The sequence below is a fragment of the Lactobacillus sp. M0393 genome, from assembly GCF_016102025.1.
Taxonomy (GTDB): domain Bacteria; phylum Bacillota; class Bacilli; order Lactobacillales; family Lactobacillaceae; genus Lactobacillus; species Lactobacillus melliventris.
Genome location: NZ_JACFPK010000005.1, coordinates 38,897 through 56,972 on the forward strand (window position 1 = coordinate 38,897; position 18,076 = coordinate 56,972).

18 protein-coding genes are annotated in these 18,076 nt (G+C 36.3%); 14 read left to right on the forward strand and 4 right to left on the reverse strand.

What is annotated here, in order from left to right; genetic code table 11:
* The first annotated feature begins 168 nt into the window (after window positions 1–168).
* Entirely contained in the window at window positions 169–855 is a 687-nt protein-coding gene (locus H3R29_RS04955; RefSeq protein ID WP_174795033.1) for a MurR/RpiR family transcriptional regulator, read from the forward strand.
* Between the two features lie 59 nt (window positions 856–914).
* Here H3R29_RS04955 and H3R29_RS04960 read toward each other — a convergent pair whose 3' ends face one another.
* Complete coding sequence (locus H3R29_RS04960; RefSeq protein ID WP_198202743.1) at window positions 915–2,222, reverse strand: APC family permease; 1,308 nt, start codon at window positions 2,220–2,222, stop codon at window positions 915–917.
* A gap of 199 nt (window positions 2,223–2,421) precedes the next feature.
* On the opposite strand from H3R29_RS04960, the gene rbsK reads away from it, so the two are divergent.
* Entirely contained in the window at window positions 2,422–3,327 is a 906-nt protein-coding gene (rbsK, locus tag H3R29_RS04965; RefSeq protein WP_198202742.1) for a ribokinase, read from the forward strand.
* 148 nt (window positions 3,328–3,475) lie between these two features.
* Window positions 3,476–4,384 (forward strand): L-lactate dehydrogenase, encoded by a 909-nt coding sequence (locus H3R29_RS04970; RefSeq protein WP_198202741.1) that lies wholly within the window; start codon window positions 3,476–3,478, stop codon window positions 4,382–4,384.
* A 123-nt stretch (window positions 4,385–4,507) separates the two neighbouring features.
* On the opposite strand, the gene H3R29_RS04975 is transcribed toward H3R29_RS04970, so the two are convergent.
* A complete protein-coding gene (locus H3R29_RS04975) occupies window positions 4,508–5,929 on the reverse strand; it encodes a PTS transporter subunit EIIC (protein WP_198202740.1) in 1,422 nt (473 codons plus the stop codon).
* Window positions 5,922–7,379 (reverse strand): glycoside hydrolase family 1 protein, encoded by a 1,458-nt coding sequence (locus H3R29_RS04980; protein WP_198202739.1) that lies wholly within the window; start codon window positions 7,377–7,379, stop codon window positions 5,922–5,924. The genes H3R29_RS04975 and H3R29_RS04980 overlap by 8 nt, the downstream gene beginning before the upstream one ends.
* Window positions 7,380–7,510: 131 nt before the next feature.
* On the opposite strand from H3R29_RS04980, the gene H3R29_RS04985 reads away from it, so the two are divergent.
* The 10 genes from H3R29_RS04985 to alr all read left to right on the forward strand — a co-directional run bounded on the left by H3R29_RS04985 (window position 7,511) and on the right by alr (window position 16,527).
* Window positions 7,511–8,287 carry a MurR/RpiR family transcriptional regulator gene (locus tag H3R29_RS04985; RefSeq protein WP_198202738.1) on the forward strand — a complete coding sequence of 259 codons (777 nt, stop codon included), beginning with the start codon at window positions 7,511–7,513 and terminating at the stop codon, window positions 8,285–8,287.
* Between the two features lie 403 nt (window positions 8,288–8,690).
* Complete coding sequence (locus H3R29_RS04990) at window positions 8,691–9,350, forward strand: amino acid ABC transporter permease (RefSeq protein WP_198202737.1); 660 nt, start codon at window positions 8,691–8,693, stop codon at window positions 9,348–9,350.
* The gene (locus tag H3R29_RS04995) at window positions 9,331–10,008 is read left to right on the forward strand and encodes an amino acid ABC transporter permease (RefSeq protein ID WP_110446454.1); all 678 of its coding nucleotides are present in this window, start codon (window positions 9,331–9,333) and stop codon (window positions 10,006–10,008) included. Before H3R29_RS04990 ends, H3R29_RS04995 begins: the two co-directional genes overlap by 20 nt.
* A gap of 5 nt (window positions 10,009–10,013) precedes the next feature.
* Window positions 10,014–10,754, forward strand: coding sequence for an amino acid ABC transporter ATP-binding protein (locus tag H3R29_RS05000; protein ID WP_198202736.1), 741 nt, complete (start codon window positions 10,014–10,016; stop codon window positions 10,752–10,754).
* A 10-nt stretch (window positions 10,755–10,764) separates the two neighbouring features.
* Window positions 10,765–11,610, forward strand: a complete 846-nt coding sequence (locus H3R29_RS05005) for a transporter substrate-binding domain-containing protein (RefSeq protein ID WP_198202735.1) — start codon at window positions 10,765–10,767, stop codon at window positions 11,608–11,610.
* A gap of 115 nt (window positions 11,611–11,725) precedes the next feature.
* Window positions 11,726–11,974, forward strand: coding sequence for a type B 50S ribosomal protein L31 (locus H3R29_RS05010; protein ID WP_046325385.1), 249 nt, complete (start codon window positions 11,726–11,728; stop codon window positions 11,972–11,974).
* 131 nt (window positions 11,975–12,105) lie between these two features.
* Window positions 12,106–13,473, forward strand: a complete 1,368-nt coding sequence (gene murF / locus H3R29_RS05015; RefSeq protein ID WP_198202734.1) for a UDP-N-acetylmuramoyl-tripeptide--D-alanyl-D-alanine ligase — start codon at window positions 12,106–12,108, stop codon at window positions 13,471–13,473.
* A gap of 10 nt (window positions 13,474–13,483) precedes the next feature.
* Window positions 13,484–14,965, forward strand: coding sequence for a DEAD/DEAH box helicase (locus H3R29_RS05020; protein ID WP_198202733.1), 1,482 nt, complete (start codon window positions 13,484–13,486; stop codon window positions 14,963–14,965).
* 77 nt (window positions 14,966–15,042) lie between these two features.
* The gene (acpS, locus tag H3R29_RS05025) at window positions 15,043–15,396 is read left to right on the forward strand and encodes a holo-ACP synthase (protein ID WP_174795023.1); all 354 of its coding nucleotides are present in this window, start codon (window positions 15,043–15,045) and stop codon (window positions 15,394–15,396) included.
* Between the two features lie 3 nt (window positions 15,397–15,399).
* On the forward strand, window positions 15,400–16,527 hold the full coding sequence (alr, locus tag H3R29_RS05030; RefSeq protein WP_198202732.1) for an alanine racemase: 1,128 nt from the start codon (window positions 15,400–15,402) through the stop codon (window positions 16,525–16,527).
* 48 nt (window positions 16,528–16,575) lie between these two features.
* Here alr and cbpA read toward each other — a convergent pair whose 3' ends face one another.
* Window positions 16,576–17,283 (reverse strand): cyclic di-AMP binding protein CbpA, encoded by a 708-nt coding sequence (cbpA, locus tag H3R29_RS05035; RefSeq protein ID WP_174795021.1) that lies wholly within the window; start codon window positions 17,281–17,283, stop codon window positions 16,576–16,578.
* 226 nt (window positions 17,284–17,509) lie between these two features.
* On the opposite strand from cbpA, the gene pth reads away from it, so the two are divergent.
* Complete coding sequence (gene pth, locus H3R29_RS05040) at window positions 17,510–18,076, forward strand: aminoacyl-tRNA hydrolase (protein ID WP_198202731.1); 567 nt, start codon at window positions 17,510–17,512, stop codon at window positions 18,074–18,076.

Genomic DNA, 18,076 nt, shown 5'->3' on the forward strand with positions numbered 1-18,076 from the left:
GGATATTTAATTAAAAAGTTCCTATTAAGCCAAACAAAAAATGTTGTTGAAAGAATAATTGATCGGATTATATAATACATTATGAGTAATAATTTGTTTCAATTTGAGGATATTGGTCATTTTTTAACTTATTGAAACTGTATTTATATTTGTAAAAGGAGAAAAACAGTGAGCATAGAAACAGTTTGTGAAAAGTATCAATTGAATGCAGATGAAAAAAGAATATTAATATACATGAATAAGAATCGCGCAAGTTTAAAAAATATGAGTATTCGAAAATTAGCTAAGAAGACATATTCTTCACCAAGTTTTATTATAAAAACTTGCAAAAAAATGAACTTATCAGGATATTCTGAACTCGTTTTTCTGATAACAGATACACCTGTTTTTCCTAGTAATTTAGAAATGGATTTTCAAATAAAAAAATACACAAAACCTTTTCTAAAGCTCATGAATAAACACAAAAATTCAATGATCATGATTTTAGGGAGTGGATTTTCACAAAATTTAGCAAACTATATGAATGAGTACTTAAATATGAATGGCTTGAGGTGCACGGCAAACTCCCATTTGGAATTGCTGAGAGAAAACGGAAACGTGCTAATTATTGCTATTAGTAATTCCGGAGAGACAAAAAGACTAGCTGAATTATGTGGACAAGCTCACGATAATGGATGTGATGTATTAGCCTTTGTTGGCGACAAAAGTTCTACTATTGCAAAGCATGCTACTCTTACAATAAGTACAGAAACTTTTAACCCTTCATCATTTGACAGTCATTATCCACAGCTATTTTTTGGTACCACATTAATCTATTTTGAATTATTAATGAGTAACTTTCTATTAAATAAATAAAGACGTATAATTTTATTTCAAGTGCTTAATATTATATTTGAGTGGTTTATAAATAGCTTTTAAGTACGATTTTTCTTTTGCACATAAACATAAACCGGCCAGCCACTAAGCGTCAGTAAAATACCTGTAAGTGATAAAAGTGGCTGGGTAAACGTGGTGGTAACAACAATAAATAACGCACCACAGATTGCTAGAATTGGTGGAATAGGGTACCAGGGAGTTTTGTATGGTCGTAAAAGATCTGGTTGTTTTTTACGTAAGATAAGAACTCCTAAAAATAATAAAATTGAAAAAATCCAGGAAACATAGACTAACATGTTTGTTAATGAGTCAAATGTACCGGAAAAAATCATAATGGTGGCAATTACGCATTCAAAAATCATACTGTTTGTAGGCACGATAGTTTTAGAATTTAGTTTGCTGAAAAAGCCTGCAGCTGGCAGCTTCTTTTCTTTACCTAAAACGTAAGGCATTCTTGATCCCAAAAGAAGGTGTCCATTAATGGCACCAAACACGGATACCAATATTCCTGTAGCGACTAGAGTGCCACCTACACTGCCAAATAGTTTTTTAGCAGTAAGCAGAGCTGTTGTTTGGTTACCTACGACTTTAGACCAGGGGATAACTCTGACATAGCTCCAATTAAGAAGAGTGTAAAAGATTGTTACTCCGAAAAGTCCCCAGATGATCGCTTTGGCCAACGTTTTTGCCGGGTTTTTAATTTCACTGGCTAAATTACCGATACTTAGCCAGCCGTCATAGGCAAAAAGTACGGCCAAAAGAGCTTGCCCAAAAGCCATTGCACCTGAAGCAGAAGAAATGTGTGGTGCTGGAGCACCAGCTAATTGGTTAGGCCCTCTGTAAAACAAAGCAAAAATGATAATTGCCGCAATTGGGAGTAGTTTAATAACTAAAGTTATTTTTTGCACTTGACCGCTCAATTTAGAACCGATCCAATTTATCAATAGGATTGTCAACATGACAATTAGGGCAATTACCGTAGTAGACAAGCCCTTAAAATGTGGTATTTCTTTTAACTGAGTGGCAAACACGATTGAAAGTGCTGCAATATTTGCTGGATAATAGACAATTATCAGAGACCAGCCAAAAAGAAAGGCTATTTTAGGTCCGTAAATTTCTTCCAGATATCTGACAGGTCCACCATCTTTAGGATAAATTGACGCTAATTCAGCTATGCTTAGTCCTGCCATTAGTGTGATAAAACCGGCAAAAGGCCAAACGATGATACTAAGCCATGCATTATGAGTCAATGCGGAGACATTAGCAATTTTAAAAAAAGCACCGCCACCAATCATGGTGCCCATGACAGTTGCTAATGCGGCGAAAAAGTTAAGTTCTCTTTTCATATTTTTACCTTACTTATTTAAGTTAAACTGTATTATATTCTTTCTCTAAGAAAATAAAAAGAACTGTTAACGCCACTTAAGCAAAAATAAATAAAAATTAAATGAAAAAATTACAAAACTCAGGTTTTGTTGCAAGCAGATTTTGATATGATATGATTTGAGTTGAATCAGGCAAAAATTTTATTTTTGAGGAGCAGAAATGAATAAAGTTACAGTTATTGGCAGTATTAATTTGGATACCAACTTACGTGTCAAGCAAATGCCCAGACCCGGTGAAACAATTCATGCTACAGATCACTATTCAGCTGCGGGAGGTAAAGGTGCTAATCAAGCAGTAGCTGCAGCTAGAGCAGGATCTGAGGTAAGTTTTATTGGCGGAGTTGGCGCTGACGCACCAGGAAAAGAAATGCTGAACTTGCTTAAAAGCGAAAATATTGATACTAGTGGCATAATTACTGCCACTAAAGAATCTACTGGTCAAGCATTTATCACGGTTGATGACAATGGTCAAAATTCGATTACTATTTATGCTGGAGCTAATTACGCTTTTGGAGCAAATGAGGTTTTGCAAAACCAAAGTTTAATAAAAAATGCAGATTTTGTTATAGCACAGTTTGAAACACAGCTTGCAGCTACAATTAAGGGCTTTGAAATTGCTCATGAAGCAGGTGTTAGAACAATTTTAAATCCGGCTCCAGGAATGGCTCAAATTCCTGCAGAATTACTGAAACTGACCGACATCATTACACCAAATGAAACAGAGGCTGAAACTATTACAGGCGTTAAAGTAACTGTTGAAAAAGCCGCACAAAAGGCTGCTGCTAAATTGCACGAGCAAGGCGTGGGTACAGTTATCATTACTATTGGCGATAAGGGTGCATTTTATTCTTATCAAAGTAAAAATGAGCTCATTCCTGCTTTTAAAGTTAAAGCTGTCGATACTACAGCTGCTGGTGACACATTTATTGGGGCAATGGCAAGTGTGTTGCACCCAGATCTGTCCAATTTAAAAGAAGCCATTCTTTTTGCCAATAAAGCCTCGTCACTTACCGTTCAAAAGTACGGTGCCCAACCTTCAATTCCTTATAGAAAAGATATTAAATAAAAACCCAAAAGTATTTGTCTTTTAAAGATTAAGATTCAAAAATTTTTTCTTTAAATTGTAACCTTGAAAGCCCTATCTTTGTATAATAGAGGAGTAATTGAGTTTGGCTGACAATATGTCAGATATTTTAAGGGAGAGGTACTTAATTATGACAACAAAAATAGGTATTATTGGTGACGGTCACGTTGGTTGCACTGTTGCTCACGAATTAATAATTTCAGGATTAGTCGATGACTTGGTAATGATCGACGTTAATGAAGGCAAAGTCAAAGCCGACGCAATTGATTTTGAGGATGCTATGGCTAATTTGCCAAATCATGCCAACATTATTGTTAATGACTATGACGCATTGAAAGATGCCGACATTGTCATTAGCACTTTAGGTAAAATATCTTTAGAAACACAAGGCGATCGTTTTCAAGAATTGGAATATAATAAAAAACAGCTGAGTCCGATTACAGAGTCTATTAAAAATAGCGGCTTCAACGGAATTTTGATTGTTATTTCCAATCCGGTAGATGCAATTACCAGTCTTTATCAGCAACTAACAGGCTTACCAAAAGAGCATGTGATAGGAACTGGAACTTTGCTAGATACAGCCAGGATGAAGAAAGTTGTTGCTAAAAAGTTTAACGTCGACCCTCGTTCTGTGAGTGGCTTTGCACTAGGTGAACATGGTAATTCGCAATTTACTGCCTGGTCAACTGTAAAAGTATTCGAAAAGCCTATAACTGAACTAGCTAAGAATGAGTCATGGCAACCAAGTGACCTTGAGGATGAAATTAGATTCGGTGGCCAAACTGTTTTTATGGGTAAGCATTACACTAACTATGGAGTTTCCGCTGCTGGCGTTAGAATTGTTCGTGCTGTTTTGACAGATTCTCGGACTGAATTGCCTGTTTCGAGTTATCAAGAAAAATACGGTACATATATGTCTTATCCAGCAATTGTTGGCCGCGAGGGAATTGTCCGCAAGATTGATTTACAATTAACTGCGGCAGAAGAAGAATTATTGCAAAAGTCTGCTGCAGCAATTAAGGAAAAATCACAGGCTTAAAATTAAAAAAGTCAGTTTATATGATAATACCCCCAAATTGTGAACAAATTTGGGGGTATTATTGTGGTTAAATTATTAATAATCAATTCAAAAAATTATACTCTAAAAACGGTGCTCAACTTATTAAGCTAATGCTTGAGTAACTTGACTCTTTTTATTAGGTAAATCTTCAAAGCCTAAAACTAAAGTCATAACAAAAGACACAACTGCAGCAATAATCATAGCAATGATAGCTGTCCATAAATTATTTAAATTATTAGGATTTGCTGGATTAATCCACATTGGTAGGGTAATTAGTCCTGGCGTCATAAAAACATATGCATTTAACCCCATGAAGCCCGCATATAGTCCCCCACAAAATCCACCAATCATACAGGCATACATTGGTTTACGCAAACGCAGTGTGACACCATATAAACATGGTTCAGTTATACCAGCAAAAAGCGCTGTTAAACCTGCTGAAATCGCAGTACCTCTAAGCTCTGAATTTTTTGTTTTGAACGCAATTGCTAAAGTTGCAGATGCTTGGGTGATATTATGCATAAGCGTTAAAGCTCTAGTTAATGGATCTACACCATTTTTATTAATTGCCTCGAGTCCAGCAATTGCCAGTGCTGAGTGCATACCGGTTGTGACTATCCAAAAATAAACTAGCGCTAACAAGGCCAATGACAAAGGTCCTAATTTGCCACTTAAGAAAAAGACAATTTTAGATAAGGCAAAAGATACTGCCGTCATTGCAGGACCTATGGCTATCAATGTTAACGGAACAATAATTAGGATGGTTAATAATGGTGACATAAAAGGCTTAATGGAATTCAACAAGTGCTTATCTAAGAAGCGCTGGATATATGACATTATCCAAATTGCCATGATTGCTGGAATAATAGTGCTGCCATAACTAATAGACATTACTGGTAGTCCAAAGATAGATAACGGCTTACCGCTTGCCACCAATTTGATAAAAGTTGGATTTAATAATGCACATCCAACTAGCGCTGCCAGGTAAGAGTTGGCTTTGAATTGTTTTGCTGCTGCTAAGGCTACAAAAACTGGTAAGAAATAAAAGGCAGAATCAAATATTAACAACAAAATTTGATAAGTCATATCCTTTTCGGATACGAGATGCACCATTTTAGCAATTAAAATTAAACATTTTCCCATACCACCTGCTACTAATACTGGTATTAGAGGAGTGATACATCCAACAATCGCACTTAAAACTTTAGAAATTATGTTTGTATGTTCTTTACTTTGGATTTTAGGTACTTCTTGGGCTTCAGAATTGTTGCCATTTTCGATTGCTATTAATTCTTGAAAAGCGTTATAGACATCATCAACACGATTACCAATGACTATTTGAATTTGGTCTCCCTGCTTAACAACACCTATTACTCCAGAAATTAATTTGATTTTTTCAATATTTATTAATTCTGAATTTTTAGGAATTATTCGTAAACGAGTCGCGCAATGCCAAGTTTTTTCTATATTCTGTTTTCCGCCAACCAGTGGCAATATAGCTTGAGCAATTTCTTTACTATTCATTATTAGTTCCTTCTTTCTCAAACAAATTTTTCCCTTGAGAATCAATTACTTGCCGATACCAATAAAAGCTTTTTTTAGGCCAGCGTCGTTGTGATCCCTGTCCTTTATTATTACGATCGACATAAATAAAACCATATCTTTTATCCATTTCTGCCGTGGAGGAGCTGACAATATCTATCAATCCCCAAACCAAATAGCCTATTACTTCAATGTGGTCTACGTTAATTACTTTTTCTAGCTGGACAAGATGTTGTTGATGATAGCTGATTCGATAATCGTCAATAATACTTTTATCATCATTTACAACATCTTGCGCCCCTAGGCCATTTTCAACAATAAACAGAGGAACCTGAAAGCGATTATATAAATCTTGACAGAGAATTCTTAATCCTAGAGGGTCTATTTGCCAACCCCAATCGCTTTGCTTCAAATAAGGATTGCTTTTACCCTTAATTGTGTTACCTTCTACTTGGGCTACATTTTTTTCTGTTCCAACAGTTACTGACATGTAATAGCTAAAGGCTAAATAATCACAAGTACCTGTAGAAATTGTTTTTAAGTCCTGATTAGTGATATCTAAATTTAGATCTTCTGTTAACATCTTGAAGGTCGATCTGGGGTAGCTTCCTTTTATTTGAACGTCACCAGACAAGTATGTATAATGTCTTAATTGCTGTGCCAGCATGCTATCTTGCGGTTTACAAGAATAAGGATATGCGGTCAAGCCTGTAATCATACAACCAAAGTGTGCTTGAGGATCAATTTTTCTGCCATATTCAACAATCTTTGCACTAGCAACATACTGATTGTGCATTGCTTGGTACTCATTCTTTTTGGTAATCAAGTTAGCTGTTAACCCTGCACTAACAAAAGGATGCCTTAGCACACTGTCTATTTCATTAAATGGTATCCAATAATTCACTAAGTCATGAAATAAATCGATTGCTGTTGTAGCAAAATGGATAAAACTTGCCATGACTTCACGACTAGTCCAGCCGTTATTTTCAACTACTAGTTTAATTGGCATTTCATAGTGTGATAATGTGACAACAGGTTCAATATTATGATCTCGTAAAGTTTTAAATAAATTACGGTAATAAGTAACAGCTTTATTATTAGGTTTAGATTCACTTCCCGTGGGAAATAATCTTGTCCAGGCAATTGACATTCGAAAAGCATTAATATGCATCTGTGAAAGTAAGGCAATGTCATCCTGATAATTATGATAAAAATCAATCCTAGACCTTTTAGGGTAATATTGGTCATTTTGATCTTTTAAAAAATCATTGATTTTTTCAACTGAAAGATGATTTTGATCAGTAGCATTACATTGCATAATATCAGCAGTTGAGGGGCCTTTTCCGTCTTCATTCCAAGCTCCTTCAGATTGATTAGCTGAAATGGCACCGCCCCATAAAAATTTTTTAGGAAATAACTTTGTCCTTTTCATACAGAAACCTCTAAACTTTTCAATATATGTTAACGCTAACATTATGGCTAAACTTTATCATTAAATTCAGTTATGTGCAATGGCACAATGTATGAAAATATATTGTGCAAAAGATCAATTAGGAGAATAATATGCTTGATATAGACACACTTATTAAATTAAATTATCAAAAAATGACGCGGCAAGAACGAAAAGTAGCTGATAATTTAATCAAATATCCCAGATTTGCTCTCGAAAAAAATATTTCAAATTTAGCTCTGAGCATAAATGTCTCTCGTAATACCATTACAAGGTTTTGCAAGGCGCTTGGTTTTAGCGGATACGCGGAATTTAAATATGAATATAGTAAATTTATCAATCGCAATCTACGAAATAAAACCAGTTGTAATAATAATTTTATTCATGAAATAGTCACCACATATAAAGACAAAATCGGAGAGATTGAAACAAAAGGGAAACTTGAAAATAAAGATATTATGCAGTTAGCAAAAAGTATTGTTCAAGGCAAGCCACTAAAAATTATAGGAACGGGTAAATCAAGTCCGGTAGCTCAGCAAATGAAATATAGTTTACAAACTCTGGGTATTTATGCTCAAATAATGGATTCAATCTACTATTCTAATGATTTTAGCTATTTGTTTAATAAAGATGATGTAGTTTTAGTTTATACTGTGTCTGGGCACAGCATTCTAACTAATGCTGTTATGAAGGGTGCAATAGAGAAAAAAGCTAATGTCTACATGGTTACAACAAATGAAAACATTGATGCACCTTTGAAATCACTTTTCGTATTGCCTAATGTTAGTGTTAATAACTCTTTTTTATTCAGTAATCATACCTTTTTCTACATTTTTAATGATATTTTATGTAATTATATTGATATTTTGCTAAATAATGAAAGCTTGTAAGTATAGGGAAAAATTATCAATCATTTACAAAAAGCGTTAAGCGTAACTCAAGATAATTTGGGAATGCTTAACGCTTTTTATATGCAGAATTGAATTTTGTGAACGAGTAATCAATTCAATTAATTGACAAAAAGTAAGTAAGCGCATAGCATTAGAGACACTTATAGTTGCTAACAAAAAGGAAGTGAAAATAAGGAGAAGGCAAGTCTGACTATAAAAGGGAAAATAACAGTGATTCCTGATAAAAGTAGTTGGAACTTAGTTTTTCACTTGTTGCGATGGTGTTAGCAATTATGACATTTAAATCTGCGAATAAATCTGATTCGTAGATTTTTTGTTTTTCTGACTGCTTGATTCTCTAACTCTTAGATCAGGTCGTCTACTTAAAAGTGGGAGGTAAAAAATGAGTTGGCAGATAATTACACAGAGTTTGCCTATTTTTTTGAAAGCCTTTGAGTTGACCCTTTGGCTATCGTGTGAGGGAATTGTGTGCTCAATCCTCGTGGGTATTTTTTGCAGTTTAGTGCAGTATTTTAAAGTGCCCGTTTTGCATCAAATAGTCACAGCCTATGTGGAATTGGCACGAAATACACCTTTATTGATCCAATTATTTTTTCTATATTATGCTTTTCCAGTCATTGGCTTAAAAATGTCGGCTCAAACTTGCGGGATTATCGGTCTGGTATTCTTGGGTGGAGCATACATGGCTGAAGGCTTTACAGGCGGTTTTGCCGGGGTCAGTCCAAGTCAAATTGATGATGGCAAAGCCCTAGGGATGAATAACTTGCAATTAGCACGTTATGTGGTCTTTCCACAGGGTTTTGCTTTGAGTATGCCAGCCTTAACGGCTAACGTGATCTTCTTAATCAAAGAGACATCAATCTTTTCGGTTATTGCAATTCCCGAGCTGACTAACACTGCTTTGGACTTGATCGGGCTGTATTACCGTTCCAATGAATATCTACTGGTATTGGTCATAGCCTATGCCATTATTTTGATTCCGGTTATTTTGCTTTTAAACTATTTAGAAAGGAAGGTTCGCTATGGCACATTCGGCGATTAATGTTTTGTTTACCGGTAATAACTTCAGTAGAATTTTGCAAGGCCTGTGGACCTCCGTTTGGATTGCTGGGGTTAGCTTAATAATTGGCTTAATTTTGGGCACGCTTTTAGGAATATTGCGGACTTTACCTAATAAAATAATGCGCTTCATTTTACGACTGTATCTGGAATTTTTTAGAATAGTTCCCACAATCGTATTACTCTTCTTATTTTATTATATTTTGCCACGTACCTTCCATATTAACTGGCCAGCTAGTTGGATGGCGGTTTTAGCATTTTCTTTATGGGTTGCAGCTGAATTTAGCGATATTGTTCGTGGCGCACTTGAATCAGTTCCACTTGTGCAAAAAGAATCGGGCTTGGCTTTAGGCTTAAGCAGAATGCAACTCTTGCGCTATGTCTTATTACCTCAAGCTGTGCAATTGGAACTACCGGCAACTATTAATCTGGCAACAAGAGTAATCAAAACGACTTCTTTATTAATGATGATCAGCATCATGGACGTGATTGCTATTGGTCAACAGATTATTGAAGCTAATAATCAAAAATATCCAACAGCCGTTTTTTGGATTTATGGTCTGATTTTCTTCCTGTATTTCATAATAGATTATCCGTTATCAAAATGGTCTAAACGTTTAGCGGCAAAGCAGAATAGGTGAGGCAAATGACAAAAGAAGTTTTACGAGTTGAACATTTAAATAAGTTTTATGGCGATTGGCAGGCTTTGCATGATATTAGTTTCACCCTTCATCAAGGCGAAGTTTTGACATTATTAGGACCTTCCGGCTCTGGCAAAAGTACGCTAATCAGGTGCCTAAATGGTTTAGAAGATTTCAAGAGTGGCACGATTTATTTTAAGGGTGAGAAAATTGCAGCCACTTCCAAAAACTGGCAAGAGTTACGCCAAAAAATTGGCATGGTTTTTCAAAGTTATGATTTATTTCCCAATTTTACGGTTCTTGAAAATATTTTGTTAGCGCCAGTAAAGGTGCAAAAAAGAGCTGAAGATGAAGTTAAAAAAGAAGCTTTAAAGCTGCTAAAACGCGTTGGGTTAGAAAAGTACGTTAATTCTTATCCCCGTGAACTGTCTGGTGGACAAAAGCAAAGAATTGCTATTGTTAGGGCGTTAGCCATGCATCCCGAAATAATGCTGTTTGATGAAGTTACAGCTTCTCTTGATCCCGAAATGGTTCGAGGAGTTTTACAAATTATGACTGACTTATCCCAAGTTGATCATATGACAATGATTATTGTGACCCACGAAATGAATTTTGCGCGTCAAATAGCAGATCAGGTTTTATTTCTTGAAAATGGCAAAATTTTAGAAAACACGCCAGGGAAAGAATTTTTTAAACATCCCCAAACAGATAGGGCACGCGCTTTCTTAACAAGTATGGATTTTTAAGGAGAAAATAATGCAGAAAAATAAAAATAGAAATATTATCATCACCGTTTTAATTGTCTTGATAATTGTAGTGGCAGCTTTTTTTGGCATTAAGTCAACAAATAATAATAGTAACAAAGCTAATGAAAGCAGTGTGAGTGCAATTAAAAAGCGGGGCACGTTACGAGTTGCCGTATTTGGCGATTTACCGCCATATGGTTGGGTTGATGACAATGGTAATCGCGTAGGCTACGACGTTCGTCTTGCTCGCCAAATGGCTAAGGATATGGGTGTTAAGGTTAAATTTACCCAAGTAAATGCCAATAATCGTGTTGATACTTTAAATTCGAATAAAGCCGATATAGTTTTAGCTAACTTCACTGAAACACCAGAACGTAAACAAGTCGTTGATTTTGCAAAACCATACATGAAAGTATCCGTTGGGGTTATTTCACCTAAGAATGCTCCGATTACAAGTGCCAAACAGTTAAAGGGCAAAAATTTAATTGTAAATAAGGGCACAACAGCAGAAAATTACTTCACAAAAAAAGGCGGAGTTGATTTACTGAAATTTGATTCCAAAACGCAGCAGTTTAATGCTTTTAAAAACAAACGTGCTGTCGCTTTAGCGGATGACAATTCATACCTCTATGCTTGGGTCAAAAAGAATCCTAATTATACAGTCGGAATTAAAAACATTGGTCCTAATCAATTTATTGCCCCCGCAGTTAAACAAGGGAATAAGTCACTTTTAAACTGGACTAATAAAGAAATCACTAGATTGGCAGACAAAAAGTTCTTCACAGATGACTATAATAAAGAACTCAAACCATATTTTGGCAAGGAAGTTAAACCAAGCGACATTGTTTTAAATTAACTCTGCTGCTATAATAAATAAGTCTTGAATTTTACTATTAAAAATGTTAAGGTATTAAGCGTTAATCGATTAATCTATGACTTGAAATAGGAGTCATGGCAAAGGAGTAATAAATATGAAACAAGGTATTCATCCAGATTACCAACAAGTAGTCTTTATGGATTCAGCAACTGGTGCTAAATTTGTTGCTGGCTCAACATTAAAGTCCAAAGAAACAGTGGATTATGAAGGTAAAACTTACCCATTGATTCGTGTTGAAATTACTTCGGATTCTCACCCATTCTATACTGGCAAGCAAAAGTTTGCTCAGGCCGATGGTCGAATCGAAAAGTTCAACAAGAAGTATGGCATGAACAACAAGTAATATCTTCAATCTGGTGGAAGGCAGTCCCATTGGGGCTGCTTTTTTATGTAAAGCCTAATTGTTATACTACATAAATAAGGAGTATAATTAACTACTTCAGCAAAAACTCTTTTCGGCTAGGAGATAAAAAGATGAAAATGCAACTGGCAGAGATAGCCAAAGCAATAAATTCAAAGTGTGAAGGCAACGATCAGACCGTTATTACTTCTGTTGCCTTTGATTCTAGAAAAATCGCCGCTGGTGGATTATTTGTCCCACTAAAGGGCGAAAGAGACGGTCATGACTTTATCAGCAGCGCAATTAGCAACGGTGCAAGTGCCACATTATGGCAGAAGGATCATCCCAATAAACCCGACAATATTGCAGTTTTAGAAGTGGATGATCCATTAAGCAGTATGCAGCAATTGGCCCAATATTATTTAAATAAAGTCAATCCTACTGTAGTTGCCATTACAGGTTCAAATGGTAAGACTACGACCAAAGATATGACGGCAGCAGTTTTAGCAAAAAGGTTTAATGTGCATAAAACTGCTGCTAACTTTAACAATGAAATTGGCGTACCCATGACAATTTTAGATATGAAACCAAATACTGAAATCTTGGTTTTGGAAATGGGGATGGATCATGCAGGGCAACTTCATCAACTAAGTAAACTAACCCGCCCTGATGTCACTGTCATTACAATGATTGGTGAGGCTCACATTGAATTTTTAGGTTCTCGTGCTGGAATTGCTGATGCCAAGATGGAAATTACCGATTTCTTACGCGAAGATGGTGAGTTCATATATAACGGGGATGAACCGCTTTTACGTGAACGGGCGGCAAAAATACCACAAGCAAAAGTTACCTTTGGTTTTGCAAAAAATGATACAGTTTATGCAACAGGTTATCGCAGTTACAAGCATCATGCTACTTTTACGATTAATAATTCTGCTCATAAATTTACTATTCCTATGATTGGCAAACATAATGTTTCTAATGCACTTTCGGCTCTTTGTGTTGGCAGGCATTTTGGTGAAAGTGATGAAGAAATTGCCACAGCCTTAGAAAAGTTCACTCCGACAGCGGATAGAATGGAATGGGAAAAAGGCGATGTAGGAGAAGATATTATGAGCGATGTTTATAATTCCAATCCTACTGCTGTGCGTGCCGTGATAACCAGTTTTGGTCAGATCCAGGTTCCAGCTGGAAGTCGCAGGATCGCCGTTTTGGGTGATATGTTAGAATTAGGCCAAAGATCTGCCAAGCTTCACGCTGGGCTGGCAGATTGTCTTGACCCGCAGGTAATTAATGAAGTTTATTTGTATGGTACAGAAATGAAAAATCTGGCAAATGCACTTAAAGAAAAGTATAAACCAGAGAATTTGCATTATTATACCCCAGAACAAATGCAACACATGGTTTCAGATTTAAGAAATGATATTAAGCCGAATGACATTGTTGTTTTAAAGGGTTCGCATGGAATGCACCTGGAAAAAGTAGTAAAACGGCTTAGATAAGGAGAATTTAGTGAAATTTTCAGAATTAGGATTAAAAGATGAGCTTTTAAAAGCAATTAAGCGCTCAGGCTTTGAAGAAGCAACACCAATACAAGAGCAAACAATTCCTTTGGCTTTAGAAGGCAGGGATGTAATTGGTCAAGCTCAGACAGGTACTGGTAAGACTGCGGCCTTTGCGCTGCCTATCTTGCAGAACTTAGATAAGCATAATAAGGTAATTCAGGCTTTAATTATTGAACCTACTCGTGAATTGGCCATTCAAACTCAGGAAGAACTGTTCAGACTGGGTCGCGATGAGAATGCTCGCGTGCAAGTTGTTTACGGCGGCGCTGATATTGGACGGCAAATTCGTTCACTTAAAAATCATGTGCCTGCGATTTTAGTAGGTACACCGGGAAGATTACTTGACCACTTAAAGCGCAAGACAATTGACTTAGAAAATGTTAATACCATTGTTTTAGATGAAGCTGATGAAATGCTGGACATGGGTTTTATCCAAGACATTGAAAGTATTTTAGGCTATGTTAAAAACCGGAAACAGACACTACTGTTTAGTGCGACGATGCCTAAACCGATTTTGAACATTAGTGAAAAGTTTATGCATAATCCGGAAATTGTACGGATTAAAACTAAAGAACTAACTGCAGATTTAATTGATCAATACTTTGTTCGGGCAAAAGATTCAGAAAAATTTGACATCATGTGCCGTTTGATTGATGTTGAAAGCCCAGATCTGGCAGTAGTATTTGTTAGAACTAAACGCCGTGTTGACGAAGTTACCAGGGGACTTCAGGCCCGTGGCTACAATGCAGCGGGAATTCACGGTGATTTGACCCAAGCTCGCAGACTTACTGTTTTAAAAAGGTTCCGTGCTGGTAAACTAGATATTTTAGTTGCTACAGACGTGGCTGCACGTGGATTGGATATTTCGGGCGTTACTCACGTCTATAATTACGATATTCCGCAAGACCCCGACTCTTATGTTCACCGCATCGGTCGTACCGGCCGTGCCGGACAAAATGGTAGTTCAATCACTTTTGTTACGCCAAATGAAATTGGTTATATGCGTACAATAGAGCAATTAACCAAGAAAAAGATGACTCCTTTGCGTCCGCCATCTGATGATCAGGCTTTAAGGGGCCAACTTAAAGTGGCTAAATCTAAGATAGAAGACATAATGAAAGATGATCTATCTAAATATACTGATGATGCCAACGAATTATTAGAAAATTATTCAGCAGTTGATTTGGTATCAGCTTTTCTGAAGAATTTGTCAAAAGATTCTTCAAATGTTGAGGTCAAAATTAGTTCTGAAAAACCATTGCCGTATAAGGGTAATGGTCGTGGTGGCCGCGGTCGCTATAGTCATGGCAGAAATAGTCGTGGAGGCTATCGCGGTGATCGTAACCGCAGCCGCGGCAATTATCGTGGAGGCCATTCTCGCCGCTCCGGTAATGGCAAAAATTTTATTATTAAAAATAAAAAAGGGTAATGTTTTTACTAAAAAGAGTTGTGACAGTTTACAACTCTTTTTTGCTAATATACTTTTATTATTGTGAGGATAAGAAAATGATTGTTGGAGTTGGCATTGACGCTGTTGAAATTGAGCGAGTTAAAAAGATAGTAGCCAAAGGGGATAACTTTGCCCGCAAAGTTTTGACCCCAAAAGAATTTGCCCAATACCAAAAACTAGCAGGCAGACGCAAAGTAGAATATTTAGGCGGCCGCTTTTCAATTAAGGAATCTTTTGTTAAAGCACTGGGAACCGGTTTTAGCAAAGAAGTTGGTCTGCAAGATATAGAAACTTTATGGGATAAAGTAGGACATCCGGTCACAACCTCACCTAAATTTGCCGGCAAGATTTTTCCTAGTATTACTCATGATAGACATGAGATAGTTACATTAATTGTTTTGGAGAAGTAAGAAATGGTACCTGGAATTCATAGACCTGCAGCTGTGTGTGTCGATTTAGCTGCAATAAGACAAAATATTCAAGAAGAAATTAAACATTTGGCGCCAGGACAAAAACTGTTTGCCGTTGTTAAAGCAAATGCATATGGCCATGGTGCAGTAAGAGTAGCTCAAGAAGCAGTTAAGGCAGGTGCCAGCGGCTTTTGTGTTGCCATTTTAGATGAAGCTCTGGAATTAAGACAAGCCGGAATAGTCCAGCCAATTTTGGTACTGGGCGTTACGCCCGTAAAGTATGCCTCACTTGCAGCTGTGAATGGTGTCTCATTAGCTGTGCCTAACTTAAAGTGGCTCAAGGCAGTCGAATCTAACTTGATTCAAGATCAGCTGCAACTAAAAATTCATTTGGCAGTAGATTCCGGAATGGGACGCATTGGTTTTAGTGGAGATGATGAATTTATTGCCGCAAATGAATTATTATTAAATAATCCCAATTTTGATGTTGAAGGGCTGTTTACGCACTTTGCCTCCGCAGACAGCAGCGATGATTCATATTTTCAAGTGCAAGTCACGCGCTTTAACCACTTTAAAAAATTGTTGAAAATAAAACCCAAATGGATTCATGTAGACAACACTGCAGCCAGTGTTTTTGATAAAAAAGTTCATAGTGATCTGGTTCGTTTTGGTATTGGCATATACGGCCTGAATCCGTCCTCAAATCCTGCAAGTGCTGACTTAGAAACCGCAATTAAGTTAAAGCCGGCTATGTCTTTTGTTAGTGAACTGGTACAAGTCCATACTATTCACAAGGGTCAGGGTGTAGGTTATGGTTCAACATACATTGCTGACGAGGATCAAATTATTGGTACAGTTCCAGTAGGTTATGCTGATGGTTTTATTCGCAAATTTCAGGGTTTTAAAATTAAAGTTGGTTCTGAATACTGTCCTATTGTCGGTCGCATTTGCATGGATCAGTTAATGGTGCAATTGCCCTATGAAATGGCAGTAGGAACTAAAGTAGTTTTGATATCAAATGATCCGGTAGCGCCAAATTCTCTCAAAAAAGCTGCTGACTATGTTGACAGCATTCATTATGAAGTTGCTTGTTTACTAGATGATCGTTTGCCAAGAAAATATTATAATTGACAATAAATAAAAGCACATCGTCTCGATGTGCTTTTATAGTAGCAAAAATTAATTGCTTTCGTCTTGGTTAATGTAAACACCAGGATTTTCATCACTCATAAGGGTCATACCGGCCTGTAAGTCTTCAATTTCAGCGACAACATAACCTTTCTTTTCAAGACGTTTAACGATTTCTTTTAAAACGTCTTCGGTGAGCCCAGCAGGTAATGTAAATAAAATACGTCTTACAGCATTATCTGTTTTACCAGCAGTAGGTGCGTCCAGGCTCATTACACCCGCTATTGCACAGTACTTACTGATAATTTTGCTCATTTTTGCTAAATTACCCCTTGAATTATCAGTTAAAACAGTGAGAACATACGACCCATTTTTAATATTCCAGGCATCTGATAACATATCGAGCAATCTTGAGTGCGTCAAAATACCATAGAATTTGTTCTCTTCGTCTAACACTGAAATGTAAGGCAAGTCCTTAATTGTGAAGAAAACTTTAAAGAAAGGCGAATTAACCTTGATAGTTTTAGTGGCATTTTTTAATAAGTAGGTAACTGGCAAATTCATATCCTTACCTTGAGATTTATGGCGGTAGATATGCATTTTATAAATATTACCACGGAAAATTGTGCCAGTGTCGTCCAAGATTGGCACACATCGGAATCCAGAATCTTCCAAAGTTTTTAAAGCTTCTTCAAGCGTAGCGTGTTCGTTGACTGTGGTTAAATAATCTTTTTTAATAACCAAAGATTTGATTAGCATTAAACTGCCTCCGTTGTAAAAATAATCTAAACGATTATATCATATAAATGAAAAAATTAGATTAAATGAAAATTAAAAGAAAAACATTATTCAAATTGATTTTAGCACTTGCCGTACAAATTAAAAAGCCTAATTAATCAATGAAATCAAAGTGTAATAGTCTTTATGGAAACCAGACCGATTGATTGTGCTATCATTAATAAGACTATAAATAAGGGGAAGTTAAATGAAAATTATAGCAGGTCTAGGTAATCCAGGCAAAAAATATGATGGAACAAAACATAATACAGGCTTTATGGCTTTAGATCACTTTTTACAAAAAAATGCTTTAAATTTGGAAAGAGCAAAGTTTGAAGGTAAATATACTAAACAAAAAATAGCGGGAATTGACGTGATTTTACTTGAACCACAAACTTTTATGAATGATTCAGGCAGATCTGTAGCCCAATTTGCTCATTTTTTCAAAGTTGAGCCCCAAGACATTTTGATTGTTCATGATGACATGGACATGCCATTAGGTAAAATCCGTATTCGTGCAAATGGCAAATCTGGAGGTCATAATGGTATTAAAAGTATTATTCGTGATTTAGGCACCAATAATTTTAACAGACTGAAAATTGGTATCCGCCATCCAGCAAACGTAACAGAAGCAAGTGTAGTCTCCTGGGTTTTATCACCGTTTAATACTGAACAAAAACAGTTGATGGATGAAGCTTTTGCCACAGCTAGTGAAGTCATAACTGACTTTATTGCAGGCAAAAGCCCACAGTATTTAATGAATAAATATAATTAA